Source organism: Methylobacterium sp. DB0501 (assembly GCF_011043735.1).
Lineage (GTDB): Bacteria > Pseudomonadota > Alphaproteobacteria > Rhizobiales > Beijerinckiaceae > Methylobacterium > Methylobacterium alsaeris.
The window spans coordinates 448,589-475,036 of sequence record NZ_JAAKGV010000001.1 but is presented as its reverse complement, the minus strand read 5'-3'; the positions used below and the strand labels follow the sequence as shown (position 1 = coordinate 475,036).

Annotated in this window: 25 protein-coding genes and 1 pseudogene; 6 read left to right on the top strand and 20 right to left on the bottom strand. The window is 67.0% G+C overall.

Annotated elements, in window-relative coordinates; genetic code table 11:
• Positions 1–12 precede the first annotated feature (12 nt).
• From G4G93_RS02190 to G4G93_RS02175, 4 genes are all read right to left on the bottom strand, one after another.
• Complete coding sequence (locus tag G4G93_RS02190; protein ID WP_099957454.1) at positions 13–237, bottom strand: DUF6117 family protein; 225 nt, start codon at positions 235–237, stop codon at positions 13–15.
• Positions 234–647 (bottom strand): hypothetical protein, encoded by a 414-nt coding sequence (locus tag G4G93_RS02185; RefSeq protein ID WP_099957455.1) that lies wholly within the window; start codon positions 645–647, stop codon positions 234–236. The genes G4G93_RS02190 and G4G93_RS02185 overlap by 4 nt, the downstream gene beginning before the upstream one ends.
• Before the next feature lie 68 nt (positions 648–715).
• On the bottom strand, positions 716–934 hold the full coding sequence (locus tag G4G93_RS02180) for a hypothetical protein (protein WP_099957456.1): 219 nt from the start codon (positions 932–934) through the stop codon (positions 716–718).
• A 59-nt stretch (positions 935–993) separates the two neighbouring features.
• Positions 994–3,132 (bottom strand): ParB/RepB/Spo0J family partition protein, encoded by a 2,139-nt coding sequence (locus tag G4G93_RS02175; protein WP_099957457.1) that lies wholly within the window; start codon positions 3,130–3,132, stop codon positions 994–996.
• A gap of 267 nt (positions 3,133–3,399) precedes the next feature.
• On the opposite strand from G4G93_RS02175, the gene G4G93_RS02170 reads away from it, so the two are divergent.
• Positions 3,400–3,693 (top strand): hypothetical protein, encoded by a 294-nt coding sequence (locus tag G4G93_RS02170; protein WP_099957458.1) that lies wholly within the window; start codon positions 3,400–3,402, stop codon positions 3,691–3,693.
• Positions 3,694–3,733: 40 nt separating this feature from the next.
• Here G4G93_RS02170 and G4G93_RS02165 read toward each other — a convergent pair whose 3' ends face one another.
• Together G4G93_RS02165 and G4G93_RS02160 are read right to left on the bottom strand one after the other, a co-directional pair.
• On the bottom strand, positions 3,734–4,114 hold the full coding sequence (locus tag G4G93_RS02165; RefSeq protein ID WP_099957459.1) for a DUF2958 domain-containing protein: 381 nt from the start codon (positions 4,112–4,114) through the stop codon (positions 3,734–3,736).
• On the bottom strand, positions 4,111–5,070 hold the full coding sequence (locus G4G93_RS02160; RefSeq protein WP_165080821.1) for an ArdC family protein: 960 nt from the start codon (positions 5,068–5,070) through the stop codon (positions 4,111–4,113). Before G4G93_RS02160 ends, G4G93_RS02165 begins: the two co-directional genes overlap by 4 nt.
• Positions 5,071–5,368: 298 nt before the next feature.
• On the opposite strand from G4G93_RS02160, the gene G4G93_RS02155 reads away from it, so the two are divergent.
• The gene (locus G4G93_RS02155) at positions 5,369–7,207 is read left to right on the top strand and encodes an EAL domain-containing protein (RefSeq protein WP_244936664.1); all 1,839 of its coding nucleotides are present in this window, start codon (positions 5,369–5,371) and stop codon (positions 7,205–7,207) included.
• Positions 7,208–7,228: 21 nt separating this feature from the next.
• Here the strand turns inward: G4G93_RS02155 and G4G93_RS02150 are convergent, their stop codons facing one another.
• From G4G93_RS02150 to G4G93_RS02125, 6 genes are all read right to left on the bottom strand, one after another.
• The gene (locus G4G93_RS02150; protein WP_099957462.1) at positions 7,229–10,501 is read right to left on the bottom strand and encodes an error-prone DNA polymerase; all 3,273 of its coding nucleotides are present in this window, start codon (positions 10,499–10,501) and stop codon (positions 7,229–7,231) included.
• Positions 10,498–12,018, bottom strand: coding sequence for a Y-family DNA polymerase (locus tag G4G93_RS02145; RefSeq protein ID WP_099957463.1), 1,521 nt, complete (start codon positions 12,016–12,018; stop codon positions 10,498–10,500). Before G4G93_RS02145 ends, G4G93_RS02150 begins: the two co-directional genes overlap by 4 nt.
• On the bottom strand, positions 11,933–12,685 hold the full coding sequence (locus G4G93_RS02140) for an ImuA family protein (protein ID WP_099957464.1): 753 nt from the start codon (positions 12,683–12,685) through the stop codon (positions 11,933–11,935). The genes G4G93_RS02145 and G4G93_RS02140 overlap by 86 nt, the downstream gene beginning before the upstream one ends.
• 138 nt (positions 12,686–12,823) lie before the next feature.
• Positions 12,824–13,402, bottom strand: a complete 579-nt coding sequence (locus G4G93_RS02135; RefSeq protein ID WP_099957465.1) for a PIN domain-containing protein — start codon at positions 13,400–13,402, stop codon at positions 12,824–12,826.
• Complete coding sequence (locus G4G93_RS02130) at positions 13,392–13,838, bottom strand: excisionase (protein WP_099957466.1); 447 nt, start codon at positions 13,836–13,838, stop codon at positions 13,392–13,394. The genes G4G93_RS02135 and G4G93_RS02130 overlap by 11 nt, the downstream gene beginning before the upstream one ends.
• A gap of 73 nt (positions 13,839–13,911) precedes the next feature.
• Positions 13,912–15,273, bottom strand: a complete 1,362-nt coding sequence (locus G4G93_RS02125; protein ID WP_099957467.1) for a tyrosine-type recombinase/integrase — start codon at positions 15,271–15,273, stop codon at positions 13,912–13,914.
• Between the two features lie 404 nt (positions 15,274–15,677).
• Between G4G93_RS02125 and G4G93_RS02120 the strand changes: the two genes are divergently transcribed.
• Both G4G93_RS02120 and G4G93_RS35685 read left to right on the top strand, forming a co-directional pair.
• Positions 15,678–15,920 (top strand): hypothetical protein, encoded by a 243-nt coding sequence (locus G4G93_RS02120; protein WP_165080819.1) that lies wholly within the window; start codon positions 15,678–15,680, stop codon positions 15,918–15,920.
• A 418-nt stretch (positions 15,921–16,338) separates the two neighbouring features.
• Positions 16,339–17,072 (top strand): annotated as a pseudogene (locus tag G4G93_RS35685) (IS3 family transposase); the annotation flags it as partial.
• 234 nt (positions 17,073–17,306) lie between these two features.
• On the opposite strand, the gene G4G93_RS36365 reads toward G4G93_RS35685, so the two are convergent.
• Together G4G93_RS36365 and G4G93_RS02105 are read right to left on the bottom strand one after the other, a co-directional pair.
• On the bottom strand, positions 17,307–17,441 hold the full coding sequence (locus tag G4G93_RS36365; protein WP_281409667.1) for a hypothetical protein: 135 nt from the start codon (positions 17,439–17,441) through the stop codon (positions 17,307–17,309).
• A 141-nt stretch (positions 17,442–17,582) separates the two neighbouring features.
• Positions 17,583–17,816: a hypothetical protein gene (locus tag G4G93_RS02105; RefSeq protein WP_165080813.1), complete on the bottom strand. Its 234-nt coding sequence runs from the start codon at positions 17,814–17,816 to the stop codon at positions 17,583–17,585.
• Positions 17,817–18,061: 245 nt separating this feature from the next.
• Here G4G93_RS02105 and G4G93_RS02100 point away from each other — a divergent pair, with 245 nt between their 5' ends.
• Positions 18,062–18,280, top strand: a complete 219-nt coding sequence (locus tag G4G93_RS02100) for a DUF6894 family protein (protein ID WP_165080811.1) — start codon at positions 18,062–18,064, stop codon at positions 18,278–18,280.
• Positions 18,281–18,715: 435 nt separating this feature from the next.
• Here G4G93_RS02100 and glyS read toward each other — a convergent pair whose 3' ends face one another.
• Both glyS and G4G93_RS02090 read right to left on the bottom strand, forming a co-directional pair.
• On the bottom strand, positions 18,716–20,830 hold the full coding sequence (gene glyS, locus G4G93_RS02095; RefSeq protein ID WP_165080809.1) for a glycine--tRNA ligase subunit beta: 2,115 nt from the start codon (positions 20,828–20,830) through the stop codon (positions 18,716–18,718).
• A 96-nt stretch (positions 20,831–20,926) separates the two neighbouring features.
• Positions 20,927–21,898, bottom strand: a complete 972-nt coding sequence (locus G4G93_RS02090) for a glycine--tRNA ligase subunit alpha (protein WP_165080807.1) — start codon at positions 21,896–21,898, stop codon at positions 20,927–20,929.
• Between the two features lie 206 nt (positions 21,899–22,104).
• Between G4G93_RS02090 and G4G93_RS02085 the strand changes: the two genes are divergently transcribed.
• Positions 22,105–22,311, top strand: coding sequence for a hypothetical protein (locus G4G93_RS02085; protein WP_165080805.1), 207 nt, complete (start codon positions 22,105–22,107; stop codon positions 22,309–22,311).
• A 129-nt stretch (positions 22,312–22,440) separates the two neighbouring features.
• Here the strand turns inward: G4G93_RS02085 and G4G93_RS02080 are convergent, their stop codons facing one another.
• The 4 genes from G4G93_RS02080 to G4G93_RS02065 all read right to left on the bottom strand — a co-directional run bounded on the left by G4G93_RS02080 (position 22,441) and on the right by G4G93_RS02065 (position 26,213).
• On the bottom strand, positions 22,441–23,340 hold the full coding sequence (locus G4G93_RS02080) for an SDR family oxidoreductase (RefSeq protein WP_165080803.1): 900 nt from the start codon (positions 23,338–23,340) through the stop codon (positions 22,441–22,443).
• An 88-nt stretch (positions 23,341–23,428) separates the two neighbouring features.
• Positions 23,429–23,623 carry a DNA gyrase inhibitor YacG gene (yacG, locus tag G4G93_RS02075; protein WP_165080801.1) on the bottom strand — a complete coding sequence of 65 codons (195 nt, stop codon included), beginning with the start codon at positions 23,621–23,623 and terminating at the stop codon, positions 23,429–23,431.
• A gap of 132 nt (positions 23,624–23,755) precedes the next feature.
• Entirely contained in the window at positions 23,756–24,403 is a 648-nt protein-coding gene (locus G4G93_RS02070) for a Maf-like protein (RefSeq protein WP_165080799.1), read from the bottom strand.
• Positions 24,404–24,830: 427 nt separating this feature from the next.
• Positions 24,831–26,213: an MFS transporter gene (locus G4G93_RS02065; RefSeq protein WP_165080797.1), complete on the bottom strand. Its 1,383-nt coding sequence runs from the start codon at positions 26,211–26,213 to the stop codon at positions 24,831–24,833.
• Positions 26,214–26,448: the final 235 nt, after the last annotated feature.

Below are 26,448 nucleotides of genomic sequence, written 5' to 3'. Positions count from 1 at the left end.
GAGCGCGCTCACCTATGTCGACGCGTCCGGCGGGCTGTAGATTTCGAAAGGATTGCCATCGGCGAGATGGCCGAACGGTGTGAAGACGAACTCGTCGTCATCGCGGCCGACGGCGCAGATCACGTAGCGCGGTTCGCCGGTTGCTAAGTCGGTGCATTCCATCAGCGCCAGGTCTCCGCTGTTCGCGGCACGCAGCAGCGTCTGGAAGTTTGCGCGGGCATAGGCGGGGATGCTCATCGCGCGCCTCCCTCGGAAAGCCGGTCGGCGAGCCAGCGGCCGGTGCTCGTCCATGCGATCGTCTCGCCGGTGGCGAGATCGAGCACATGGGCGCCGCCCGAGAAGCCGTCGATTACGGGAGTGGAAGCGATGCCGGCCCATTGGAACCCCCAGCGGCCGGTCAATCCGAAGGTCTCGGCGCAGCGCGTCACGAAGGTGATCGCAAGCTGCTGATCTGCGGTGCCGGGATCGCGCAGCCAGAGCTGCGACGCACCGTGATCGGGTGTCACCGACAGATGAAACGGCTCGGCCGGCGGGTCCTCGCGGCCGTTCTCGGCCATTAAGGCGGCGTAGATGTCGAAAGCCCGGGCGACATTAGCGGAGGTGCCGACGTCGAGCAGGCAGGAATAGCGGGTGAAGAAAGCGGTCATAGCGGGCTCCGGAAACGAAAAGAGCCCGGCGCTCGGGCCGGGCTCGGAGTGGGTTCGGGGTGGTGCGGCTAGTAGCCGAACTGCCAGGATGGCCATGCTTGGCCGTCGTCGGCGGCGCGGATGGCGTCGGCGAGATAAGCGGGATCGCCTTCGACGACGACGGGGTCGCGCACCGGGGATTCGTCGATGATCGTCACGCGGCCGACGATCCCGTCCTCGATCTCGACAAGCACGGGAACGAGGTACTGGAAGACGACGCGGCGGGGCGACGGGTCGGATCGCGACATGGCGATGCTCCTTCGATCTGAGAAAGGACCGGAGCGGCCGAAGCCGCTCCGGGTGCTCGTCATTCGGCTGCGACAAGGTGCGGTTCGTCGTCGTTGGCCTCCGCCGTGACCTCCTCGTCGTCGCCGGCGAGGAATGCGGGCAGCGCCGCATCGTCGTCCTCGCCGCCAGCCTCGACCTCCGGCGTGGACGCCTCGGCATCGTCGATCGGGCGCAGCGGCTCGGGCAGCCAGCCGGTCTCGGCGAGCAGCCGCTCCGCCTCCTTGGCCATGTCGCCCTTCTTCAGGTGGTCGATGAGCTGCGCGGCCTGCTCGCCGACGCCCTCGCGAACCGCCTGCAGGATGCGGGGCTTGGTGACACGGTTGAGGTAGTTGCCGAAGGTCGGGCGCCAGCCGGCCTCCACCAGATCGAGCCCCGTCGCCTTAGTCAGGCGGTCCGCCTGGGCGAGCCGCATGTCGAGCGTGTGCTGCGACACGCCGCCGGCGCTGTGCGGGTTCGGCCGCTCATAGAGCGCGTTGACGCCGTAGCTGACGCAATGCGCCAGCAGCGCCATCCGGCTGGCGTCGTCCAGGCCCGCGAGCCAGTCCCACAGGGCATCGTCGTCCTTCGGGATGTCGCCGGCCCAGGCGGCGTGACGGTCCTGCACCGCGCGGGCGGACGGGCTGTCCTTCAGCCCATCGTCCTGCGCCGGGAAGAAGACGTGCTTCACCCCGGCCTCCATGGCGCCCGTATACATGCGGGTCATGAAGGTGTCCGACACCAGCTTGTGGAGCAGCGCGGTCATGGCGACGTGCGGGTTCTCCGCGACGGCGTTGCGCAGCGCCAGCGTGCGATAGGCCGTCAGCTCGATGATCAGGCGCTCGGGGAGCGGCTTGATCGCGTCGTCCTCGTCGTCGTCCGCCTCGACGGGCTGGCCGCCGATCGTGATGACGGCGCGCTGCACGGCCGGCGCACCCGGCTCGCTCGCGCGGCCTTCGGTCTCGCCCCCGTCGGCCCCGATGTCGGGTTCGGGAACCTCGTCTTCGGCCCGGACATAGCCGCGATCGATGGCGATGCTGCCATCGTGGGCGATGCTGATGAACACGCCCGCGCGGGCGATGTCGTCGGCCTCGAATCGCACGGGACGGGTTTCGAAGACCGACAGCGCCGTCTCGATCTCGCCGAGCCGCTGGTCGATCTCGTCGGGCAGCTCGTCGGCGCCTTCATATTCCGCCTCCAGCTTCTGGTATTCGGCGTTGAGCGCCTCGATCGTGGCCTGTTCCTCGGCAGTCAGGTCCAGCGGTTCGCCCTGCAGCTCGCGCAGGCCGCGCGTAGCGTCATAGGGGAAGCCGACCGCGACCTCGATCCACTTCCAGCCCTCGGCGGCGATCGTCTCGGCCGTCGCCTTCAGCTTCTCGCCGACCAGCCGATCGAGCAACGCCGCATCCTGCAGCCAGCCGCCATCGTCGGACTGGAACAGATCGCGCATGACGATGCCGCCTGCCAGCTCATAGGCCTCGACGCCGACGAAGACGGCACGCTTGTCCGAGGCGCGCACCGTCGTCTCGGTCAGCATGCGGCGGATCTGATACGGCTCCTTCGACCAGGCGTCCTTGATCGCGTCCCAGACCTTTTCCTGGCGGGCGTGGTCGTCAGTGACGGTGAAGGCCATGAGCTGGTCGAGCGTCATGCCGTCCTCCGCATAGACCTCATGCAAGGTGGGCGATGCGGCCGCGAGGCGCAGGCGCTGCTTGACCACCTGCACTGGCACGAAGAGCGCTGCGGCGATCTCCTCCTCGGTCTTGCCCTTCACCCGCATGTCCTGGAAGGCGCGGAACTGGTCCAGCGGGTGGAGCGGCGCGCGGTCGATGTTCTCGACCAGCGAGACTTCCTCGGCCAGGACCCCGTCGTCGCGCTTGCGCACGACGCACGGCACCGGCGCGATCTTGGCGAGGCGCTTCTGCTTGACCAGCAGCTCCAGCGCGCGGAAGCGGCGGCCGCCGGCCGGCACCTCGAACATGCCGGTCTCCTGGCCCTCGGCATCGACCACGGGGATGACGCTGAGGCTCTGGATGAGGCCGCGACGCGCGATCGAGGCCGCCAGGTCCTCGATCGAGACACCGGCCTTCACGCGCCGGACGTTGGACTGGCTGAGCACCAGCTTGTTGAAGGGGATGTCGCGCGAGGACGACAGGACGATCTTCTGAATTGCAGTAGCCATCGGGATTACTCCGCGACGGGCGGCCGAGAACCTCTCTCGACCTCCAACCCGTCACGAAAATCCGGTCCTTCCTCTCACTCTCTTCTGGCCGTCGCCCCGGGGCGCGGCGACCGGGCCGATCTGGATGCGTTCGCCGCGCAAAGCCTCTGGCATTGACAAAAGACGACTATAATAGTCGCCCTTGGCGGTGTGGCTGGAGAGGAAGACACGCGCGCCAGTTTCGCGTGTGTCCGGATCGCCCGGCGCTCGGGGCGATCGGAGGAAACGATGAACACGGCGGTGAAGGACGGCGCGCGGACGCCGTGGCGCGATTGGCTGGCGATGCTCGGCCGCAGGCGATCACGGCCGAGATTGTCGAAGGTCGAGCGCGCGCTGATCGGCGCCAACGGCAAGGCCCTGACGATGCTGGCGACCGCGCTGCAGGCGCGCGGCCATCTCGACGTCCGGGAGTTCTCCGAGCTGCTCGGCATTTTCAGCGTCGTGGTCGGCGAGGATGACGACCTGGAAGGCATGATCCTCGCCGTCTGGGCGGGCCTGCTGAAGGACAGCGTCTCGTCGTAAACGAGAGAAGCCGCAAAGCCGCAGGCCCGCCTCCACGGATTTACGCCTTTACGGATGGTTCGGGCCTCGCGCGGTGGACGGCGTGAAGCACGCGTTCGGCCGCGCGGATGCCGCCGGTTCGACGGGCCGCTTCGGCCCAGGCCGAGATCGGATAAAGGCCCTCGAACAGGATGTCGCGCTCGATGCCGAGGCCCATCGGCAGGCGCACGGCGATCATTTCGGCGAGGCTGAAGGAGCCGAGTTCGGGGTCGCCGAGATCGGCCAGGCCGAACAAGGTGTCGCCGTCCTCGTCAAGTTCGGTCGCCAGCCAGACGCCTTCGCCGAGCGGGTTGAAGAATTTGACCACGGGGATGTGGTCGGCGTCGCGGTTCCGGCCGTTGGCCAGGAGCTGCTCGCGCAGCTCTTCCGTCAGGAGGATCATGCGGCCCTCCTGTCGATCGCGGGTTCGGCCGACAGCGCGGCCCCGTCGGCCGGCACGAAGCCGAGCAGCCAATCGGCGGCTTTGCTCGCCTGGCTGGCGGCGCGGACGATGGCGCGATTGTCCTCGCGCAGCACCTCCAGCCAGGAGCCGATGTAATCGGCGTGCCGCACTGTCGGCACGATGCCGAGCGAGGCGCAGCAGAAGGCGGCGTTCATTTCGGCGACCAGCTCCTCGAACGCGTATTTCTTGGTGCCGAAGCCGCCGGTCATGTCGCGGCCGAGACGGGACGGATGGCCTGTGGCGTGACCCAGCTCGTGCAGCGCGGTGCGGTGCCAGTTGATCGGTTCAAAATAGGCCTGGGGCGGCGGGACCTGCACATAGTCGAGCGCCGGCACATAGAAGGCGCGATTGCCGCCGATGCGGAAATCGATGCCGGTGGCGCGGATCAGCGCCTCGACCTGCGGCTCGATCAGGCCTGGCGCCGGTGGCGGCGCGACAATCGCGACATCCTCCGGCAGGCCCTCGCACTGTGCGGCGTTGAACACCGTGAAGCGCTTCAGGAACGGGATCGCCTGGGCCTCGTCGCCGGTCTCGCGGGCGCGCCGCTTCTCGTCGTCGGGCACGAAGCGGTCGGCATAGACGACGGTCGTGCCGCGCTCGCCCTTGCGGACATTGCCGCCGAGCGCCAGCGCCTGGCGGAAGGTGAGCCAACTCTGGCCGGCAAAGCCGTGCTCGATGACGGCGCCCCAGAGGATCAGCACATTGATCCCCGAATAATGCCGGCCGGTGGCGGCGTTCCTCGGCATGGCGAGCGGCGCCTTCGCCGCCGCGGTGCCCCAGGGCTGGACCCAGGGTACGCGGCCGGCCTCCAGCTCGCCGATGATCTTACCGGTGATTTCGTCGTAAAGGCTCGTCCGGTCCTGGCCGGCGCGAGCGGGTGCGGTTTTTCTGGACATCGCGGATCTCCGCGACGGGCGCCGGAAGCTCTCTCCCAGCTCTCAACCCGTCACGGCAAAGCCGGTCCGCACTCTCGCTCTATAGGGGGTGTTGCGGGGTGTCCCCGCAGAAGGGGTCGGCCGAGACCAAAGGCTCGGCCGCAGGGGAAGGCTTTCCCCTCCAGCGATGATTACCTCCATGTTTATCTTGTTGGGTAAGCCGAACTTCACATCTAGCGACTATTATAGTCGCATCCCTAAGTGTCAGTTGAGTTGGGCGACGACCGTGTTGTTGCATATCCAGAACAAGATATTGCGGATGATCGCCAACAGCGAACCTGTGGCTGACACGGCGCGCGAACTCTGTGCCGAGATAGAGACACTGATGTCTGGCGTGATCTGCTCGATCCTGACGGTCGATCAAGCCGGACTTTTGCATCCGCTCGCGGCACCGAGTTTGCCTGCGGACTATTCTTCTGCGCTGGATGGGATGATGGTCGGCCCGGAGGTCGGGTCCTGCGGCGCGGCTGCTTATCTGCGCGAACCCGTCATCATTGAGGATATCCGACGTGATCCGCGCTGCGCCCGCTCCATGGGGCTCATAGAAGGCCTTGGCGTGAGCGGATGCTGGTCCTTCCCTGTCGTGAACGCGGGCGGCGAGGCCATTGCCGTCATCGGCTTTTACAGCGAGCAAGCGCGCTCGCCGAACGCTTCTGAGCGCGCGCTGGCGGAAGCCTGCGTCGATCTCTGTGGTCTTGCGCTTCAGCGGCATGAGCGAGCCGTCGACCGCGAGCGCCGCGCGAACATAGACGCGCTGACCGGACTGCCCAATCGTTCGGCCTACAACGGCGCGATGGCGCAGATTCCGTGTGACGTCCCGGGGGCCTGGGCCCTCTTCATTATCGACCTCGATAATCTGAAGATCGTAAACGATACGTTCGGCCACCTGGCCGGTGATGCGCTCATCAAGGCGGCGGGGACCCGGATCGCGCGGGCGATGGCGCCCGACGTCAGCTTCCGGCTGGGCGGCGATGAATTCGCCGTCATCATTCAGAACCCCGGCTCGCTCGCCGATCTGAATGCGGCGGCGGAACGCGTGCTGACAGAATTGGAGCGCAGCGCCGATTGCGAGGGGCATGCCGTGGCGCCTCGCGCGACGATCGGCGGTGCCGTCCTCGGTGCCTCCGAACGGACTGCCGTGGCGGTCAACGAGGCCGCGGATTTCGCGCTCTATCACGCCAAGGAGACCGGTCGCGGCGGGTTTGTGCGCTACTGGCCGGGGATCGGTACGCGGATCACGCGGCGTCGTGACGCGATACGCGATGTGGCCGATGCGCTCGCCGATGAGCGCATGGAAACGCACTACCAGCCTATTGTCGCTCTCGATACGGGCGAGATCGTCGGGCTCGAGGCGCTCTGTCGCATGCGCACCGTGGCGGGTGAACTCGTAAGTGCCCTCGCTTTTCGGGAAGCGACCAGCGACGCCCATATCGCTGCGGAGCTTACGCAACGTGTTGCGGTAACAGTTGCGCGGGACATCGCATTCTGGCGGGATCAGGGTCTGCTCGTCCAGCAGGTCGGACTCAATGTTTCGACTGCCGATTTCTACACGGGCAGCCTGGCTCAGAAACTCGAAGATGCCTTTGGTCGTGCTGGCGTGTCGCTCGGCGGCTTGGTCGTCGAAGTGAGTGAGGATGCTTGCATCGGGCGAAGTGATCGCGTCGTAACGCGAGAGATAGAGGCGTTGCGCGCCGCCGGCGTCCGCGTCGCGCTTGATGACTTTGGAACGGGACATGCGTCGCTGACGCATTTGCTGAACGTGCCGGTCGACATCATCAAGATCGATCAGGCCTTCATCGGCCGACTATGGCCGGACGATCCAAGCATGGTGATCGTCGAGGGGTTAATCGATATCGCGCGGCAGCTCGGCATTGAGATCGTGGCCGAGGGGATCGAAACAGAAGTTCAGGCGAGCCAGCTTTGGTCGATGGGCTGCAAGGTCGGGCAAGGCTTTGCGTTTGCCCGTGCGGCAGACCGCGACGCGACGTCGGCGTTGCTACGCCGCCATGCGAGCGGCTGTGAAGGTGCGACGCCGATCTTCGCCCGAAGTCCGATGGAGGCTTCGACCAGTCGTTTACGAACAGTGCGCAGCGCTTGAGCGCGGGAGGCTCGGCGCAGCCTAGCGGAAATCGCGCGTTTTGACTTTGATCGTGTCGATGTGAAGGTCGGGGATGTAGATATCTCGGGTCCGAAGCCCCTTTGGCGGTAGGCCGCGCGGGTCAGGCGTCGGTGAGCCGTGGTGAAACTCGTCCCCGCGACCATGTGGCAGCGGAAAGGCCGTGTCGCGCTCGCCCACGCTGGCCAGCTCGGCGGAGAGATCGGTCAGCCGCTGGGCAACGAGGTGAACGACTTCGCCTTCGCGTTGAACGCGCCCGCGCGCCGCGATCATGCCGGCCGACAGGATGGTGCGGCGGTTCTGCTCGAAGACCTTGGGCCAGACTACGAGATTGGCGATCCCGCTCTCGTCTTCGAGGGTAATGAACATCACGCCCTTGGCGCTTCCGGGCCGCTGCCGCACCAGTACGATGCCAGCCGCCTCCAGCCAGCGGCCGTCCTTTGCGTCCATAGCCTCCTGGCAGGAGATCATGCGGCGGCGGCGCAACTCCCGGCGCAGGAACGAGACTGGATGGTCGCGTAGCGACAGGCTGACATGTCGGTAATCCTCGACGACTTCACCGCCCGCCGTCATAGGGCGCAACATGACGGCCGGCTCGGCGACCTCGGGCACGATCTCTTCCTCGCGGGCCGATGCGGCGGCGAACAGTGGAAGCGGCTCGTCGCGCAGCGCCTTGATCGCCCACAGGGCCTCACGACGGCCGAGACCGAAGGGCGGACGAAACCCGTCCGCTTCGGCGATCTGCGTGAGCGCAGCGACGGGTACGCCGGCACGGCGCCAGAGATCGTCCACTGTGCCGAAGGGCTGGTCCGCCCTAGCCGTGACGATCGCCGCGCCGTGGGCGTTGGCGAGGCCTTTGACCATGCGCAGACCAAGGCGAACGGCGAACCGCTCCTCGCTGCCGGTGGGCTCGAGTGTGCAGTCCCATCGGGAGGCGTTGGCGCAGACCGGACGGATCTCGACGCCGTGATCGCGCGCGTCGCGGACGATCTGAGCCGGTGCATAGAAGCCCATGGGCTGGCTGTTCAGCAGCGCGGCGCAGAAGATTTCCGGGTGCCAGCATTTCAGCCAGGCCGAGGCGTAAGCGATCAGCGCAAAAGAGGCTGCGTGGCTTTCCGGAAATCCGTAACTGCCGAAGCCCTCAAGCTGCTTGAAGGTCTGCTCGGCGAACTCGGCCTCGTAGCCTTTGGTGACCATGCCGGCGATGAGTTTGTCGCGGAAATGCGAGACGCCGCCGGTGAATTTGAAGGTGGCCATCGACTTGCGAAGCATATCGGCCTCGCCGGGCGTGAAGCCGGCGCATTCGATGGCGACCCGCATCGCCTGCTCCTGAAAGAGCGGCACGCCGAGCGTCTTGCCGAGCACCTTCTCCAGTTCGGGCTTCGGATAGTGGACGGGCTCAAGGCCCTCCCGGCGACGAAGATAGGGATGCACCATATCGCCTTGAATCGGGCCGGGCCTGACGATCGCGACCTGCACGACGAGATCGTAATAGGTGCGCGGCTTCAGGCGCGGCAGCATCGACATCTGCGCCCGGCTCTCGATCTGGAAGGTGCCGAGCGTGTCGGCCTTGCGGATCATCGCGTAGGTGCGCGGGTCCTCGGCCGGAATGGAGGCGAGATCGAGATTGACGCCCTTGTGCTCAGCCAGAAGGTCCAGCCCCTTCTTCATGCAGGTCAGCATCCCAAGCGCCAGGACGTCGACCTTCATGAACTTCAGGGCGTCGATGTCATCCTTATCCCATTCGATGACCTGCCGGTCCTTCATCGCGGCCGGCTCGATCGGCACGAGGTCGTCGAGCCTGTCATGGGTCAGCACGAAACCGCCAGGATGCTGGCTGAGATGGCGCGGCGCGCCCATGAGTTGGCGCGCGAGATCGAGCGTCAGGCGAAGGCGGCGATCGGCAAGATTGAGGTTCAGCTTTTCGACGTGCTTCTGTTCGACGCCTTCCTCCGACCAGGCCCAGACCTGAGACGACAGGGTGCCGATCAGATCCTCGGGCAGGCCTAGCGCCTTGCCGACATCCCGCAGCGCGCCCTTGGTGCGATAGCGGATGACAGTCGAACAGAGCGCGGCGTGGTCGCGGCCGTAGGTGTCGAACACCCATTGCATGACGATCTCACGCCGCTCATGCTCGAAATCGACGTCGATGTCGGGCGGCTCGCGCCGTTCCTCGCTGACGAAGCGTTCGAAGAGAAGGTCGTTGCGGCCGGGATCGATCGACGTGATGCCGAGGACGTAGCAGACTGCGGAGTTGGCGGCTGATCCGCGGCCTTGGCAAAGGATGTCCTTTGAGCGGGCGAAGCGGACGATCGAATTCACGGTCAGGAAATACGGCGCGTAGTCGAGCTTCTCGATCAGCCGCAGCTCATGCTGAAGCGCGGCAGCCACGCTGTCAGGCACGCCCTCCGGATAACGCTCGGCGGCGCCTTCCCAAGTGAGCTTTGCCAGCGTCTCCTGCGGCGTGAGTGCCGGATCGTCACGCTCCTCGGGATATTGATAGGCCAGCTCGTCGAGATTGAAACGGCATCGGTCGGCGATCTGCAGGGTTCTGGCAAGCGCCTCGGGATAACGGCTGAAGAGACGGTGCATCTCCTCGGGCGGCTTGATGTAGCGATCGGCGTGACGCTCCCGGCGGTCGCCGATCGTGTCGATCGTGACGTTGTGCCGGATGCAGGAGACGACGTCCTGAAGGATGCGGCGGGCGGGCTCGTGGAAGAGGACGTCGTTCGTCACCACGGTCGCAACCCGCATCTGGGCGGCCAGGTTCGACAGCTCGTGAAGGCGGAGCTGGTCGTTGGGCCGACGGCGCAATGTTAGAGCTAGGTAGGCCCGATCGCCAAACGCATCGCGCAGGCGGCGCAGCCTAAGGCCGCATTCCTCGTCGGCGAGATCCGGCACGACCACGGCGATCAAGCCTTCGCCGTAGGCGACGAGGTCCTGCCATTCGAGCACGCACTTCGCCTTTCCGCCGCGCCGCTTGCCGAGCGACAGCAGTCGGCAGAGTCGGGAATAAGCTGATCGGTCGGTTGGATAGACCAGCACCGACATGCCGTCGCTGAGGTCGAGACGGCAGCCGACAATCAAGCGAACCCCGGTTGTCTTCGCCGCTTCATGAGCCCGGACGATGCCGGCGAGCGAATTCCGGTCCACCACGGCCAGGGCTTCGATCCCGGCAAGCGCGGCCTGGGCGAACAGCTCCTCGCAAGACGAGGCCCCCCGCAGAAAGCTGAAATGCGAGGTGACCTGAAGTTCAACGTAGCCGGGCTGGCTCATCCGAAGACCCCGTGAATGAACCAGCGGTGCGAGCCTGTGGCGGTGTCCTCGCCGTCGCCGGCGCGAAACAGCCAGTAGCGTTCGCCGGCGTCGTCCTCGACCCGGAAATAGTCGCGGACGGCGGCCAGCTCAGCATCACGCTTCCACCATTCGCCGAAGACACGCTCAGGTCCGTCGCCGCGCCGAAGGCGGCGGCGGATTCCGCGCCAGGTGAACGACACCGGCGGATGGTCGGGGAGCAGCGCCACGGTCTCGACCGGCTCGGGTGCCGGGAGGAGGCGCGACGGTCTCGGCCAATGACCGGGCCAACCCGCTCCCGTGTCGGCCGCCATCGCCGGGATACGACAGACAGACCGTTCCGGAACGTCGCTGGCGACGGGGGCAAGCCGATAGAGGGCGCGCTCGCCAACGCGGTTCATCAAGGTGTCGATGAGATCGGAGACGTCCGGGGTGCTCTCCTCGACCAGCGAACTGACGATCTGCTTGCGTTCGAGCGGCTCGGCGACGCTTGCGGCAAGCGTCATCACCTCGATGCCGAAGCCGGGCGAGATGGTCTCGATCTTGTCGCACAGAAGGCGCGTCAGCCGCTTCGCGTCGCGCACCGGCGTGGCCATGCCGACCCGCACCGCCTGGGCCCGGCTATCGACGCGGTGGCAGATGAGATCGAGCCTGCGTGCGCCAAGCCCGCTTTCCTCAAGGCGTTCGCAGAGCTGCACAACAAGCTTGCCGATGTAACGGGCGATTGTCTCGGCTGCGCCGATCGGCTCGGCGAAGGCGCGGCGCACCTCGATGAGATCGGCAGGCCGAACCGGCTCAATGAGTTCGGCCGCAATGCCCAAGGCCTGGTCCAAGCGTCGGCCGAGTTCCGGGCCGAAGCGAAGCGTGAGCGGCGCGCGCGGCTGCGCCAGAAGATCGCCGACCGTTCGGAAGCCGAGCGTGCGCAGCGCCGCGACGGTGGAGGCCGGAATGCGTAACGCCTCAAGCGGCAACCGCTCCAAGACGGACGAGCCATGCCCCTTGGGCGCGATGACAACCGGCTGCGCTGAAAATCGGGCCAGTGCATGGGCCGCTCCCCAGGTGTCGGCGATCGCGCCTCTCGCGAAGATCCCGGACATGGCGAGGCGCCCGATCAAGCCGTCCAGCATGACAGTCTCGCCCCCGTGGAGATGATCAGCGCCGGTCGAGTCGATGATGAGGCCGTCGGGCGGATCGGGGGCGACGATCGGTGCATAGCGGAGAAGCCACACCGCGAGACGCTCAAGCGCCTCGGCGTCGGCAGCGGGATCGGCATCCTGCACGATGAGGCCAGGCACCAGCACTTGCGCCTTGGTGACGGGCATGCCGGCGCGCAGGCCGGTGGCCTGGGCCGCTGCATCCGCCGCCAGCACCACCCGCCTGTTCCCGTCGCGGCCAATCAGGACGAGCGGCGCCTCAGCCGGAGGCGCCGCGTCGCCAGCCTTCCGCCGCAGCCTGTCCGTGGACCAGCTCGGCAGGAAGAGCGAGACGACCCGTGTCATCGCACGCCTCCAACTCGAAATCTGCACTTTCGCCCGCTCGCGCGCGGATGAGTTCAACCAGCCAGCGGGCGCGGCCCACGCCGGGAACGGGTAGCGGCGTTGAGGGCATTACGGAGACGCGCCAGCGCGTCATCGCAGAGGTCGGTTGGCCGAAATCCGTCGCCTCTGTCTGTCGCCGCCAGCGCCGCAAAGCGATCCCGAGCGAGCCGGCGCCTTCGGCCGCCAGTTGCAGCCGTCTTGATGCTGTCATCGAAAGGCGGGCGACCTCGCCGATGACGGCCCCGAGGCCGCCGTGGCGCAATCCTTCTTCCATGCAGGCGAGGACGGTCTTGTCGTCCCCAGCTTCGAGGTAGATGACGCGGTCGCTCGCGAGCCCTGCCTGGGCAATGGCGGGCGCGAATAGGTCGGCACGCGTGATACACCAGAGGATTTTGCCTTTGGTGCGGGCCGCGAGGCCCGCGCTGAAGCAAGCCGCTGCGGCTCCGTCGACCGCTCCGTTGCCGCCGCCGGCTATTTCATGCAGCGCGCCGAGGGCAAGGCCGCCGCCGGGGAGTCGCGAATCCACCTCGGTGATCCCGAAAGGAAGGACCGATTTGGCGCGCCGGCTCCGGCCTTCGATCTTCTCGATCTGCGCGCGCAGGGACTCTATGGCGGGCTGGGGCCGCAAGTGCGTTCTTGACCTCCGAAGGCGGTGTAGTCATGTTCGCTATTTGTTCTGATTTTCGGGTCGTAGAGTCAAGAATGATTCTGCGGTCTTGCCAGCGCGGCGATAACTTGAAGCGGAGCTTCCGAGCCCTGCGGGGGATCAGGCCAGGTGCGCTTTGCGGCGCCGCAGGATGGGAGCGAACTCGGCCAGCCCCTGCCGTTCGAGAATGTCTATGAATTCCGCAATGGATGGCGTCGTGCGTCTGAGGTTTTCGCGCGCTCTCGCGATACTACTGAGAAGGGCTTTCGGATAGGCTCGGTGCAGGGCCGAAAGGAAGGCGTCGGGCGACACAGCGGCGATTCCGTGAGGGGCGATCTGCGAAGCGGGGAAATCCTTCAGGTTCCAAGTGACGATCGTCTCGGCACCGCCAGCGATCGCGGCCGCAAGCACATGCCGGTCATCCGGATCGGGCAAGGAAAGGCTCGGAATCAGGCTCCGATGGTTGGCGACATTGGCGTCAGGCAGGACGGCTTTCATCATGTCGCGGGTGGTCTCGAAGCGCGTAACCGGCGTGCTGGGGGAATTGGCGGCCAGATTGCGTATCCATTCCGCGTGAATGTCGTCGGTCCAGCGCGCGGCGACTAAGCCATCGAAGGCGCACTGGATCAGGACATTGCGCAGATGGAAGGGATAAAGGACGCAGGCGTCGTAGACCGCGATGGGCGGTCTAGAGGCCATGGTTGACGACAAGATCCTCTGTGTCTTCGGCCAAGGCGTCCATCGCCTTCCGGCGAGCGTCCAGCATCTCCTTCAAGGCCAGCACGTCCTTCAGCGATGCCCGGCGGTGCTTTCCGACATAGCGGAACGGCAGATCGCCGATGTCCATCCGATGGACGACGAGCGGACGCGAGATGCCTAGGATCACCGATGCGTCGGTCGGGCTCAGCTCTTGATCTTCCGTGAGCACGGCGACCCTCTCGCCGTTCAGCAGGCGAGACAGCAGCGTCTCGACGGCGCTGATGGCGGCCGGCGGAAGGGACAGGGTCTGCTCCCGTCCATCGCGACGCCGCACATGCACCTCCACGTGATCGCCCTCTGCCAAGGATGGCAGAGGCGTCACGGTCTTGCGGTCGCGGTCGGACAAACCGGCGAACTGCACCACTTGGCTGGCCATGATCGTGTCTCCTGACCAGCCAATATAAGGGTTGCGGGGCTTAACTGCAATAACTGAAACCCCCATCGCGCGATCAAGCTGCAAGCAACTGCTCCGAGTCCTCGGCCGTGTCCTGTTCGGTAGCGGCGGCCTTCTGCAGGAACCGCGCGAGGGCGGCTTTCCGGGAGTCGCGGTCCAGGGCGTAGGCCGTCTGTTTGAACTCGATCCCATCCAGAAGCCCCTGAATGTAGCCCGAGATAGTGTCGGCGGCCATGATGAGCGCGGTATCGAGCGTATGGATGTAGTTGCTCGTGACCGATCCCTTCGCATGCCCGACCAGCGCGGCGATCGTGACTTCGGTGAAGCCGAGATCGTTGGCGATACTGGCGAAGCTGTGCCGCAGGACGTGTGGCGTGATGTCGGCGAGCGCGGTGTCCGCGAATATCTGCTCCCAATGGTTAGGGAAGCTCCCGAACGCATTGTCATCACCCTGGCCGGGAAAGACGTAGGTGCCGGTCTGCTCCTTCCGGCGGTTTTCGAGATACTCCACGACAGGCAAGCCGATCGGACGGATCGAGCTTCCTTCCTTACTGTCGATCAGCCGGAGACAGCTTGAATCGGTGTCAGCCTCGCTCCAAGCCAAGGTGATCATCTCGGTCCGACGGCATCCGGTGAGCGCGAGCTGCCGGATGATGTCGACCGACAACTCATACTTCTCGTTCTCAGCAGCCTTGGTCAGGATGTCGCCGAGCAGGCGATATTCGGCCTCGGTCAAGCGCCGTCCGCGCACATTGTCCTTCGGCCGCCGGACGCCGTGGACGGGATTGAGGTCGATGATGCCTGCTTCAACCGCGTAGGTGAGGATGCCGCCGAACAGTCCGATCGTGCGGGTAGCCGTTCCGGCACCGCCGCGTACGATGGCGCGGCCGCGGAGCTTCTTCGTCTTGACGCTGCAGCGGGTCTTGCCGGCCATGATGTCTTTCAGGGCTTTCGTGATGTCGGCCTTCACGAGGTCCTTGACCCGTCGAGTGCCGAGCAAGGGCACGATGTGGCGCTCGATGCGTCCTGTATCCGAGAGGATCGTGCTCGCCTTCTTTGGCCGGCCACCCTTACCCAGGATGAGGCCAGCCTTGAGATCAGCGACGTAGAGGTCGCACAGCTCCTTGACGGTGATCGCCTTGTTGTCGAGCTGCTTCTCCTCGGCGGGATCTTCACCCTGAGCGATGCGGCCTAGTTGGACCTTCGCTTCCTGGCGCGCGCGCTCGGGCGTCCAGATGCCATGCAAACCGATGGTGAACCGACGTGAACGCTTGCCGAGGCGATACTGGATGACGTAGCTGCGCTTGCCCGACGCGAAGACGCGGAGGCCGAAGCCGGGGAGTTCGTCGTCCCAGATGACGTAATCTTTGGAGCGGCTTTCAGCGGCGTCAACGACCCTTTTGGTGAGCTTAGACATGGGCTTTCTCCGACCCGACAGCGCTCTCTCGCGTAAGCATCACGTAAGCAAGCGGGCGAAAACTGTGGCGAGACAGAGCGTACTTCCGGCGGAAGCCGAAATCAAATTCTTTAGCGATTACAGGGAGATAGGCGGTCATCGGCGGCTCCTGGCGTTTATTGGCGGAGCCAGCGATAATCCCTCCGAAGGCAAAGGTCACACGTTCGAATCGTGTCGGGTGCGCCATTCTTCTCAATGATTAGCTTGCTTGCGGCTCCGGTTGATACGGGGTCGTGGAAGCGCTGCGGAAGCAGTGAGCGCCGCACTGCGCCTTGGTGTGGTTGGATGATGCACGCTGCCTCGCCTCTGAGAATGGGCGCCCCGCCCCAGCGGTCGGGCAGACCTTCGAGAGGACGACCCGCACGATGCCGATCAAGGCGCTCAACGATCGCAAGAAGCTCTCATCCGACTTCGACGAGGCCAACGACGCCTTCATCGACGCGGTGCTCGGCGCGCTCCAGGCCGGCGAGATCCCGATCGATTTGGCCCGGGCCTACCTCGCCCATCCCGTCGCGATGATGCACGCGAGCGGCGCGCAAGCCGTCGCCGACTACTTCGAGCGGATCCTGTCGCAGAAGCCGAAGATCGACTGGACGCCGGGCGGCTGAACGCCGTTCGAAGGCCCTCGAGGAGTTGGCGCGGCGTCGTACACTCACGCCGGAAAGTTGTTCGCCGACACCGTGGCGGGCACGCGCCTTCGAGAAGCGGCAGATGCATTATTGCCTGAAGATAGTGAGCACAAGCATCGAATTGATATTGAATACAACTCGTGAATTTTTGACGGCCTAATATTTCTTGTAATATTGATATTAATCAAAGCGCCGCTTCTTAGAGTTAGCAAAAATTTACTTACTTTCCAGCTTTGTCAGTCTGGATTTTTTGTAAAAAATATCGAACAAATCAATAAATATTATTAATATTATTCCGTATTTATTCCAATTTGTAAATATCGAACACTTCGGCGGCGATAATAATGCGGCGAAATATTTATTTCATCTCGATCATGACATAAAAACTCATATGCCAATCCAGATCCAGCGCGTGATCGAGGCCAACTTCTGTTCCTACGGCGTGCGGAAGGTCTGGCGCCAACTGGCCCGGGGGGATCGTGGCCGCTCGCTGTGTGGTGGCGCGGCCGATGCGCAAGATGGGCTTGGCGGCGGTGGTGCGCGGCAGGACCGTGCGCACCGCGATCCCCGACCCGGCCACAGCTGGCCCCTCGACCGCGTCGATCGTCGGTTCAAGGCTCCATGGCCGAACGCCCTCTACGTCAGCGACTTCACGTCCGTGGCGCCGTGGCTGGGCTTCATCCATTCGCCTTCGTCGATGATGTGTTGGCTCGGCTCATCGTCGGCTGACGGACCTCACGCAGTGCTCACGTAGGCTTCGTGCTGGATACCCTGGAGCCGGCACTGCACGAGCGTCATTCTATTCAGCGCAGCGGGCTGGTGCATCATGCGGACCGCAGCTCGCAATACTGGGCCTTGCGCGATACCGCGCGCCTGGCCGGAGCAGGCATCGAACCGTCGGTCGGCAGCGTCGACGAGACCCTGGCCGGGACGATCAGCGGCTTGTTCGAGGCGGAGGTGCTCCATCGGCGCGGCCCTTGGCGCTCCTTCGAGGCGGCCGAGTCCGCCAACCTGGAACGGGTCGGGTGGGACAACCGCCGTCGCCTCCCCGCGCCGATCGGCCACGCCCCTCCCGCCGAGGCCGACGCGCGAGATCGTGCCCGCGTCGGCGAACAGGCCGTGGCCGCCTGACCCAGGCCGCTCAGCCTCCGAGAAACCCGGTGCGGTGCGGTGATGGATCCCGGGTTCCGTTGCACGGCCCCAGGAAGACCAGAGGGGTATGAATTCGGCCTGCGCAATCAAGCGGGCTCTGAGACTCTCCGCGTCGTCCCGCGGCCGCGCAGCGGAAGCCGGGACGACGCGGAGGGGCGGACGTGCCGATGCAGGCTCGATGGCGCGCGCCGTCGAGCGGCACCACGTCACCGCTCAGAACACGATCGCGTTGATCGCGACCGTCAGGGCTGCGCCGACGACGGCGAAGCCGAGCAGCGTGACGCTGCTGACCTGGTCGACCCGGTCGATGTCGTGGCCGGTGCGGTGCTCGGGGGAATTGGCGTTCATGCGAATCGTCTCCTGTCAGGATCGCCGGCGTCCCGTCCGGACCTCCTGCCGTCCGAACCCCTTGCCAACGCCCCGGCATCCGAGCGGATCATCCGGCGCCGGGACGCGCTTTGCCGCAGGGAAGAACCCGGGCCGGGCGCCTCAGACGGTGGGGGACGCGCCGTCGTGGCCGTGGCTGGTGCCGATGACGCAGAGCGCCAGGCCGGCGATGCCGCCGAGGGTGCCGATCGGAGTCTGGAAGCGCCAGGAGGCGTAGTAGCCGGCGCTGCCGATCACCACGCCGAGGATGGTGAGCACCAGCCCGCGGGCCGAGACACCGGGCTTGTCCGGGCGATTCCGCTTCTCGTGATTCGGTCGGGGTGCGTCCTGATGCATCGTCGGCCTGCCTCCGCCGCGCCGTGTTCCGCCGATCGCCCGGGTCCGGGCGGCGGGAGCAGGGGGGCGGCCGCCCTCTCCCTTCGGAGGAACGCGGCAGGCGCGGAATCGCTCATGCTTGCGACCAACTCGCCTTTTCCCTGACATGCCAGGGCGGAACTCGGCTGGTAACCTCAAGCAATTCCACAGCCCCCGACCGGGCCGGTCGTCGATGCCCGTCCCGTTCCCCGATCGTGGTCAGCCTCATGACGCAGCGCTATTTCTTCAACCTGGTCGGTCCCGCACAGGCGATCGAGGACCCGACGGGCGTCGAGGCGGACACGCCGGACCAGGCTGAGGCCGAGGCGCGAGCGGTCATCGTCGAGATGCGGGCGACAGGCGACCTCCCGGTCCTGGGACCGGGCTGGCAGCTCGAGATCCGCGACGGGACCGGCCGGCTGGTGCGCTCAATCCTTCTCGGTTGAGGGGCGGGATGCGGCCTGCTGCTGCCGGACCTTCCGCAGGACCTGCTGGACATGGGCGCGCACCTGCAGGCGCACCGACTCGTCCCGCTGCGCACCGCTCGGTGCGGATGCCTCCGGCGTCCGGGGATCTGCCTGCTCCGTGGGTCGGGCCTTACCGCCGAGCGCCATCGTGCCTGTCTCCTGCCTGGATCCCCGGTCCGACCCCGAGCCCTGCGAGGGGCGGCGAGCCCTGAGCGCCCCCACCTCGCGGTGGGTGGCGGCACAGCCCATCCCCCTTCGCCGGGACCCGGCGCCGAACGCGTCCTGTTGATGAGAATCGAACCGGCTCAGGTTGTACCGATTCTTGCCGGCGACCAACAATGAAAAAGTCGTTAAATCGTTCCCTGGCTCAGTACTGAGGCTCCCGTGCAACGCAACCTATGTTAGTTTCTGAACTCACCGGCCCTCGCCACCGATGCGGGAGAACTCCGCCACTTCCCGGGTCGCCGCCCGCAAGCCGTTGAGCAGGGCGAGACGATTGGCCCGTAAGCGCGCATCGTCGGCATTCACCGTCACCTTGTCGAAGAAGGCGTCGACCGGGGCGCGCAGGGTCGAGAGCGCCCGCATCGCGCCCTCGAAATCCTCCACCGCCACGGCCCGGGCCGCCTCGGCGCCGGCGCGGTCCAGCGCCTCGGCGAGCGCCGATTCCTCGGGCAGGCTCATCAGCGCCCGGTCCGGCGCGGCATCGTAGGCGCGGCCGTCCTTCTTCTCCTCGATCCGCAGGATGTTGGCGGCGCGGCGAGAGCCGGCGAGCAGGTTCCTGCCGTCCTCGGTGTCGAGGAAGCGCCCCAGCGCCTCGACGCGGCGCACCACCATCAGGAGGTCGTCCTGCCCGGGAAGCGCGAAGACGGCGTCGATCAGGTCGTGGCGGGCGCCCTGGTCGCGCAGGTAGACCTTCAGCCGGTCGGCGAAAAAGGCGAGGAGGTCGTCCGCGAAGGCGTCCGAGGTCTGGCCGTGCCCGGAGGCCGCGGCGGCGATCTGCGCCCGCAAGGGCAGGCGCGCCTCGCTCGCCAGGATGAGCCGGATCACCCCGAGCGCCGCCCGCCGCAGGGCGTACGGATCCTTGCTCCCCGTCGGCTTCTCGTCGATCGCCCAGAAGCCGACGAGCGTATCGAGCTTGTCGGCGAGCGCCACCGCCACCGAGACCGGCTCGGACGGCACCCGGTCGCCGGGCCCGAGCGGCTTGTAATGCTCCTCGATCGCCGCGGCGACGGCCGGGTCCTCGCCCTGCTCGGCGGCGTAGTAGCGGCCCATCAGGCCCTGAAGCTCGGGGAACTCGCCGACCATCTCGGTGACGAGGTCGGCCTTGGCGAGGCGGGCGGCGCGCTCGGCCAATGCCGCGTCGGCCCGGACCACCGGCGCGAGGGCGCGGGCAAGCGCAACGATCCGCTCCACCCGCGCGCCTTGCGTGCCGAGCTTCTCGTGGAAGACGATGGTGTCGAGCTTCGGCAGCCGGTCGTCCAGCCGCACCTTGCGGTCGGTCTCCCAGAAGAACGCCGCGTCGGAGAGGCGCGCCCGCACCACCCGCTCGTTGCCGGCGACGATCGCCGCGCCGCCGTCGGAAGCCACTAGGTTCGAGACCAGGATGAAGGCGTTGGCCAGGCGCTCGCGCCCGTCGGGACCGGGCGCCCCGCGCAGCACGAAGCACTTCTGGTTCGCCCGGATCGTGGCGCGGATCACCTCCGGCGGAATCGCGAGGAAGCGCTCGTCGAAGGCGCCCATCAGGGTCACCGGCCACTCGACGAGGCCCGCCACCTCCTCCAGCAGGCCCTCGTCCTCGACGAGGTCGAGACCGCGGGCGAAGGCGAGGTCGCGGGCGTCGTGCAGGATGATGTCCTTGCGCCGGTCCGCGTCGAGCACCACGAAGGCCCGCTCCAGGGCCGGAAGGTAATCGGCGAAGCGGCGCACCTCGATCGCCTGCGGCGCCAGGAAGCGGTGCCCCCGCGTGGTGAACCCCACCTCGACCCCGTCGATGGCGAAGGGCACCACCTCGGGCGTCTCGGTCTCGGGGCCGAAGCTCGCGACGATCGAATGCAGCGGCCGCACCCAGCGGAGCGAGCCGGGCTCGCGCGAGGCGGCACCCCAGCGCATCGATTTCGGCCAGGGGAAGCTCTTGACGATCGCCGGCAGGATCTCGGCCAGAACCTCGATCGTCTCGCGGCCGGGCCGCTCGATCACCGCGACGTAGAACTCGCCCTTCTTCGGGTCGGAGACGACCGTCGCCTGATCGAGGCTGGCGAGGCCGGCGCTCTTCAGGAAGCCCTGCACCGCGCCCGCGGGGGCGCCGACGCGGGGCCCTTTGCGCTCCTCGCGCACGTCCTGGCCGCGGGCCGGCAGGCCGGCGACATGGAGGGCGAGACGGCGGGGCGTCGCGAAGGCCTTGGCGCCCTCGTACAGGAAGCCGCGCTCGACCAGCGCGTCGGTGACGAGCTTGCGCAGGTCCTCGGCCGCGCGCCGCTGCATGCGGGCGGGGATTTCCTCGGAGAAGAGTTCGAGCAGCAGGTCGGGCATCGGGCGGCCTCAAGGCTCTCCGTCGGGAGAGCCCGGAATCGAGAAGGGGGCGAGGAGAGGGTATGTCGGGCGGTGTAGCGCCGGGCGGCGCGGATGTCAGGCGGCAGGCACCTCACCCGCGAGCGCCGCCCCCGCGAGGCCGCCCGCATCGGTGCGCCGCCACGCCTCGCCGCAGGCCTTGGCGAGCTCGCGCACCCGCAGGATGTAGCTCTGGCGCTCGGTGACCGAGATCACCCCGCGCGCATCGAGCAGGTTGAAGACGTGGCTGGCCTTGATGCACTGGTCGTAGGCCGGCTGCGCCATGCGGTGGCGGGGATCGTTGCCATTCGGCCCCGGCTCCCCGGCCTTCAGGTAGGCGCGGCAGGCGGCCTCGGCGTCGCGGAACTGCCGGAACAGCATCTCCGTGTCGGCGGCCTCGAAGTTGTGGCGCGAATATTCCTGCTCGGCCTGCAGGAACACGTCGCCGTAGGTGACCTTCTCGTCACCCTCGCGGCCGTTGAAGTTGAGGTCGTAGACGTTCTCGACGCCCTGGACGTACATCGCCAGGCGCTCGAGGCCGTAGGTCAGCTCGCCGGCGACCGGGGCGCATTCGAAGCCGGCGACCTGCTGGAAGTAGGTGAACTGGCTCACCTCCATCCCGTCGCACCAGCATTCCCAGCCAAGGCCCCAGGCGCCCAGCGTCGGGCTCTCCCAGTCGTCCTCGACGAAGCGGATGTCGTGCAGGCCGAGATCGACGCCGATCGCCCGCAGCGAGTCGAGGTAGAGGTCCTGGAGGTTCGGCGGGTTCGGCTTCAGGATCACCTGGAACTGGTAATAGTGCTGCAGCCGGTTCGGGTTCTCGCCGTAGCGCCCGTCCTTCGGCCGGCGCGAGGGCTGGACATAGGCCGCCTTCCAGGGCTTGGGGCCGAGCGCCCGCAGGGTGGTGGCCGGATGGAACGTGCCCGCCCCGACCTCCATGTCGTAGGGCTGCAGGATCACGCAGCCTTGCGCGGCCCAGAACCGCTGGAGCGTCAGGATCAGCCCCTGGAACGAGCGGGTCGGCTGGAGGTCGGCGTCGGTGGGGGTCATGGTCTCGCGGGTTCGGCTCGGGCGCTTCTCGTGGCGGGAGCCTTAGAACCGGCAGCCCCCGAGTCAAGCACGCGTGCGCCGCCGCACGATCCGGCGCGGGCGCCGGAACCGGAGAACGGTCAAGCTCGTTGACAGTACAGATCAGACGATGGCGCCGCGGGATGCGGCGCAAGACTTCGTCACTCAAGCATTGAGGGAGACCGTCCGTGACCCAGCGCCTGACCCTGGTGGCCGCCGCCGCGCTCCTGTCCCTGGTCGCGACCCCGCTGGTGGTGCGGGCCGGCGCGGACGCCCCGAAGAGCGAGCCGGCCGCCGTCGCCGAGAAGACGGTCGCCGCCGAGGCGCCGGCACCGGCCTGCCGGGCGGTGCGGGTGGTCTATGCGGGCTACGGCACGCCGGCCTGCGCGCGGTGAACGCTCCACCGGGTCCTCGACGGACCTGACACCCTCCGCGTGGTCCCGGGTCCGCGAAAGCGGAGCCCGGGACGACCTTGCGCGGCGGCAGTCGTGTGCTTGCTTCGACTGCGCAAACGATCCCGTGCGTCACAGCACCGGCATCGCTCCCGCCACCGTCACCAGCGCCCCCGACGTGTAGCTGCTCTCGTCGGAGGCCAGCATCACGTAGGCCGAGGCGAGTTCCGCCGGCTGGCCCGGGCGGCCGAACGGGACCTGGCTGCCGAACGATTTCACCGAGTCCTCCTCCATCCCGGACGGGATGAACGGCGTCCAGATCGGGCCCGGCAGCACGCCGTTCACCCGGATCCCCTTCTCGGCGAGCAACTGCGCGAGGCTCAGCACCAGGTTGCTCAAGGCGCCCTTCGTGGCGCTGTATGCGAGCAGGGAGGGCATCGGGTGCTTGGAATTCACCGACGACGTGAAGATCACCGAAGCGCCGGGCTTCAGATGCGCCATCGCCGCCTTCGTCACGTAGAACGAACCGAACACGTTGGTGCGGAAGTGGTCCTCGAAGACCTGGTCGTCGATCGCGTCGAGGGCCTGGTTCGGCTGCTGGAAGGCGCCGTTATTGACCACCACGTCGAGCCGGCCGAAGGCCTCGACGGTGCGGGCGACGATCTCGCGGCCGTAAGCGCGGTCCTTGAGGTCGCCCGGCAGCAGCAGGGCGCGGCGCCCGGCCTTCTCGACCCAGTGGGCGACGGCTTCGGCGTCCCCCTGCTCGGAGGGCAGGTAGGAGATCGCGACGTCGGCGCCCTCGCGGGCATAGGCGATGGCGACCGCCCGGCCGATGCCGGAATCGCCCCCGGTGATCAGGGCCGCCCGGCCGGTCAGCTTGCCCGAGCCCTTGTAGCTCGCCTCGCCGTGATCGGGCTCGGGCGTCATCCGGCCGGTCAGGCCGGGGAAGCCCTGCGGCTGGGCCTCGAAGGGCGGGCGGGGATACTTGGTGAGCGGATCGGGGAAATCGGAAGGCTTGGAATCGGACGACATGGGGGAACGGCCTCCGGCTGGCGGTGGGTCACAGGCCGCCGTCAACCGGGAAGCTCCCCCGCCGTTCCCAACTCACCGGCAGTATCGCTCATTCCTCCCGCGAGCCGTCATCCTGGCCGAGCGTATCCTCGTCCCGGCCGGGAATGGCGTAGCGCCCGCTGAGCCAGCGCTGCAGGTCCACGTCGGCGCAGCGCTTGGAGCAGAACGGCGCGGAGGCCGGGGCCGCCGGCTTGCCGCAGATCGGGCAGCCCGGAGCCGGGGTGTCGTCGTCGGGCGTCGTCAATCGCGCCTCCTCTCGAAACTTCTCCGATGTGAAACCGAAGAAGCGCAAAATCTATCTTATCCCACCCACGACATCATCCCGGGCTCGAGGATGGGAGACATCGTCTCAGCGACTGAAACGACTCTTCTGTGCTCAGGTCGCGTCGCGCCAGGCACCGCGGACCGGATAACCCTCGCCCTCGAGCAGTCCGACCGTCTCGTAGAGCGGCAGGCCGACGACCGCGCTGTAGGAGCCGACGAGCTTGACCACGAACGAGCCGGCGAGCCCCTGGATCGCGTAGCCGCCGGCCTTGCCGCGCCACTCGCCGCTGGCGAGATAGCCGTCGATCTCGCGGGTCGAGAGGCGCTTGAACCGCACCCGGGTCTCGACCAGGCGCTCCCGCGTCCGGTCCTTCGGGCCGACGACGCAGACCGCCGTATAGACCCGGTGGGCGCGGCCGGAGAGCAGCCGCAGGCAGGCCGCCGCCTCGTCGGTCACTTCGGCCTTCGGCAGGATGCGCCGGCCCACCGCCACCACGGTGTCGGCCGCCACGACGTAGCCCTGGCGCAGCTCCTCGCTGCCGCGGGCCGCCGCCACCGCCACGTCGAGCTTGGCCCGGGCCAGCCGGCGCACCAGATCGCGCGGCTTCTCGGATTTCAGCGGCGCCTCGTCGAGGTCGGCCGGCAGCAGGGCGTCCGGCTCCAGCCCCGCCTGCTGCAGCAGCGCGAGGCGCCGGGGCGAGGCCGAGGCGAGGACGAGCTTCGGGCGCGCGGCCTGCGGGATCGGGGAAGTCTCGGTCATGAGGCGCCGTGTCTCGAAGGGGATGTCACGCCCGATGCCCTATCTGGCCGGCGAAATCCAGCATCGTGAGGGCAACCGGGGATCCGGGCGCATGGTCGGCCGCTCGGCCTCCCCCGTCAGGCGACAAGGCGGGCGCCAGGCCCCATATCGCACGACGCGTGCATCTAAGGCAGACTTGCGCTGCCAGGCCAACACTTCGTCCACTTAGAGTATTGTCTTGTCACAGATTTTTGTCGCAAAATCGGCAAACGATCTTGAGAAATCTATTTAGACATGTCGGATCGATTTTGATGCCCGCCGGCGTCGATTCGCAGGACAACCCTGTCATCGCCGGTCGTAACAAGAAGACGGGCCGGACGCGATCGCTCCCGGCCCGCACCACCTCGTTCCCGTCGCCGGCCCGGGACGCGCCCGGGCCGGTCCCGCCTCACGCCATCGCCTCGTTGCGCAGCCGGTCGTACTCGGCCTGCGGCATCGGCACCGCGCGGGGCTGGCCGAGCTCCTTCATGGGGATCCGGTAGGTTTCGCGGGCGCTCCAGGCCGCGGCCGCCGCCACCGCGGTGATCGCCAGCGTGATGGCGCCGATGGTGAGCGGGATGTTGGTCGAGCCGGGAGGCGCCACGGTGGCGAACAGGGCCGGCAGCATCGCCGTGATGGCGGTGCCGACGTTCTGCGAGATTGCCATCGCGGAGACGCGGGTGCGGGTCGGGAACAGTTCGGGGTAGAAGCTCGGGAAGACCGCGTTGTAGCCCTGGTAGACCACGCCCCACATCAGCAGCGACATCACGATCGCCAGCGGCACGTTGGCGATGCTGATCGCGTAGAGGTAGCCGAAGGACAGGATTCCGGACCCGATCGCCCCGACGATGATCGGCGGGCGGCGGCCGATCTTGTCCGACAGGTTGCCGACATACGGGATGACGACGACCGCCAGGATGTTCCCGAGCACCGGGATCCAGAGATAGACGTCCTTGTGGAAGCCGACTCCGTAGGCCGCCTGGACCGCGTAGGCCGCGCCGAAGATGGTGGTGACCACCGGGATCACGTTCATCAGCGCCATGCACACCACCCGCAGCATGTCGGGCCAGGAGGTCGCGAAGGCCTCGACGACCGGGGCGCGGGCGACCTCGCCCTGCTTCTCCTCGGCGGCGAAGGCCGGGGTCTCGTCGACCTCGCGGCGGATGATGTAGCCGACGATGATGACGATGAAGCTGAGCAGGAACGGGATGCGCCAGCCCCAGGAGTTGAAGGCCTCCGTCGGCATGTAGGCGGCGAGCGGCAGGAACACCGCGGCGGCGAGGATCTGACCGGCCTGGACGCCCTGCAGGGTGAAGCTGGCGAAGAAGCCGCGGCGGCCGAACGGCGCGTGCTCCATGGTCATCGAGCTGGCGCCCGAGATCTCGCCGGCGACGGCGAAGCCCTGGATCAGCCGCAGGATGACGAGCAGGATCGGGGCGAGGATGCCGACCTGGCTGTAGGTGGGCAGAAGACCGACCGCGATGGTCGAGAAGCCCATCAGGAACATGCACAGGACGAGCACGTGCTTGCGGCCGTGGGTGTCGCCCCAGTGGCCGAGCACGAAGGCGCCGATCGGCCGGCTGACATAGCCGACGCCGTAGGTGGCGAGCGAGGCCACGATCGCCACGGTCGGGTTGTTGGACGGGAAGAACAGCTGCGGGAAGATCAGCGATGCCGCCGTCGCGTAGATGAAGAAGTCGTAGTATTCCAGCGCCGAGCCGATCCAGCCGCTGGCGGCGGCCTTTTTCGATTGCTGGCGGTCGTGGGTGTGTCCTGCCGGTGCGGCACTCATCGGGGGTTCCTCCATGGTAGGGTCGAGTCGGTGCCGCCTTCGCGCTTCGGGCGGCATTCGGTCAGCTTGGTTCTTCTTCTAAGGCAACGGTGCGAATAGCGTAAAGTAAGTATCGATCAAAACCCGTTGCGCGCAATTCCATATCCGGTTTCGAAAAGCAAGGGCAAGGGCAAGAGCGAGGGGAAGGTCGGCCAGGGCCGAAATCGGGCGTGCCCCCGTGCCTGTGCCGCCTGGC

Coding starts and splice junctions, on each gene's coding strand:
- G4G93_RS02190 (WP_099957454.1), bottom strand. CDS start 237: ATGAGCATCCCCGCCTATGCCCGCGCAAACTTCCAGACGCTGCTGCGT.
- G4G93_RS02185 (WP_099957455.1), bottom strand. CDS start 647: ATGACCGCTTTCTTCACCCGCTATTCCTGCCTGCTCGACGTCGGCACC.
- G4G93_RS02180 (WP_099957456.1), bottom strand. CDS start 934: ATGTCGCGATCCGACCCGTCGCCCCGCCGCGTCGTCTTCCAGTACCTC.
- G4G93_RS02175 (WP_099957457.1), bottom strand. CDS start 3,132: ATGGCTACTGCAATTCAGAAGATCGTCCTGTCGTCCTCGCGCGACATC.
- G4G93_RS02170 (WP_099957458.1), top strand. CDS start 3,400: ATGAACACGGCGGTGAAGGACGGCGCGCGGACGCCGTGGCGCGATTGG.
- G4G93_RS02165 (WP_099957459.1), bottom strand. CDS start 4,114: ATGATCCTCCTGACGGAAGAGCTGCGCGAGCAGCTCCTGGCCAACGGC.
- G4G93_RS02160 (WP_165080821.1), bottom strand. CDS start 5,070: ATGTCCAGAAAAACCGCACCCGCTCGCGCCGGCCAGGACCGGACGAGC.
- G4G93_RS02155 (WP_244936664.1), top strand. CDS start 5,369: ATGATCGCCAACAGCGAACCTGTGGCTGACACGGCGCGCGAACTCTGT.
- G4G93_RS02150 (WP_099957462.1), bottom strand. CDS start 10,501: ATGAGCCAGCCCGGCTACGTTGAACTTCAGGTCACCTCGCATTTCAGC.
- G4G93_RS02145 (WP_099957463.1), bottom strand. CDS start 12,018: ATGACACGGGTCGTCTCGCTCTTCCTGCCGAGCTGGTCCACGGACAGG.
- G4G93_RS02135 (WP_099957465.1), bottom strand. CDS start 13,402: ATGGCCTCTAGACCGCCCATCGCGGTCTACGACGCCTGCGTCCTTTAT.
- G4G93_RS02130 (WP_099957466.1), bottom strand. CDS start 13,838: ATGGCCAGCCAAGTGGTGCAGTTCGCCGGTTTGTCCGACCGCGACCGC.
- G4G93_RS02125 (WP_099957467.1), bottom strand. CDS start 15,273: ATGTCTAAGCTCACCAAAAGGGTCGTTGACGCCGCTGAAAGCCGCTCC.
- G4G93_RS02120 (WP_165080819.1), top strand. CDS start 15,678: ATGCCGATCAAGGCGCTCAACGATCGCAAGAAGCTCTCATCCGACTTC.
- G4G93_RS36365 (WP_281409667.1), bottom strand. CDS start 17,441: ATGAACGCCAATTCCCCCGAGCACCGCACCGGCCACGACATCGACCGG.
- G4G93_RS02105 (WP_165080813.1), bottom strand. CDS start 17,816: ATGCATCAGGACGCACCCCGACCGAATCACGAGAAGCGGAATCGCCCG.
- G4G93_RS02100 (WP_165080811.1), top strand. CDS start 18,062: ATGACGCAGCGCTATTTCTTCAACCTGGTCGGTCCCGCACAGGCGATC.
- glyS (WP_165080809.1), bottom strand. CDS start 20,830: ATGCCCGACCTGCTGCTCGAACTCTTCTCCGAGGAAATCCCCGCCCGC.
- G4G93_RS02090 (WP_165080807.1), bottom strand. CDS start 21,898: ATGACCCCCACCGACGCCGACCTCCAGCCGACCCGCTCGTTCCAGGGG.
- G4G93_RS02080 (WP_165080803.1), bottom strand. CDS start 23,340: ATGTCGTCCGATTCCAAGCCTTCCGATTTCCCCGATCCGCTCACCAAG.
- G4G93_RS02070 (WP_165080799.1), bottom strand. CDS start 24,403: ATGACCGAGACTTCCCCGATCCCGCAGGCCGCGCGCCCGAAGCTCGTC.
- G4G93_RS02065 (WP_165080797.1), bottom strand. CDS start 26,213: ATGAGTGCCGCACCGGCAGGACACACCCACGACCGCCAGCAATCGAAA.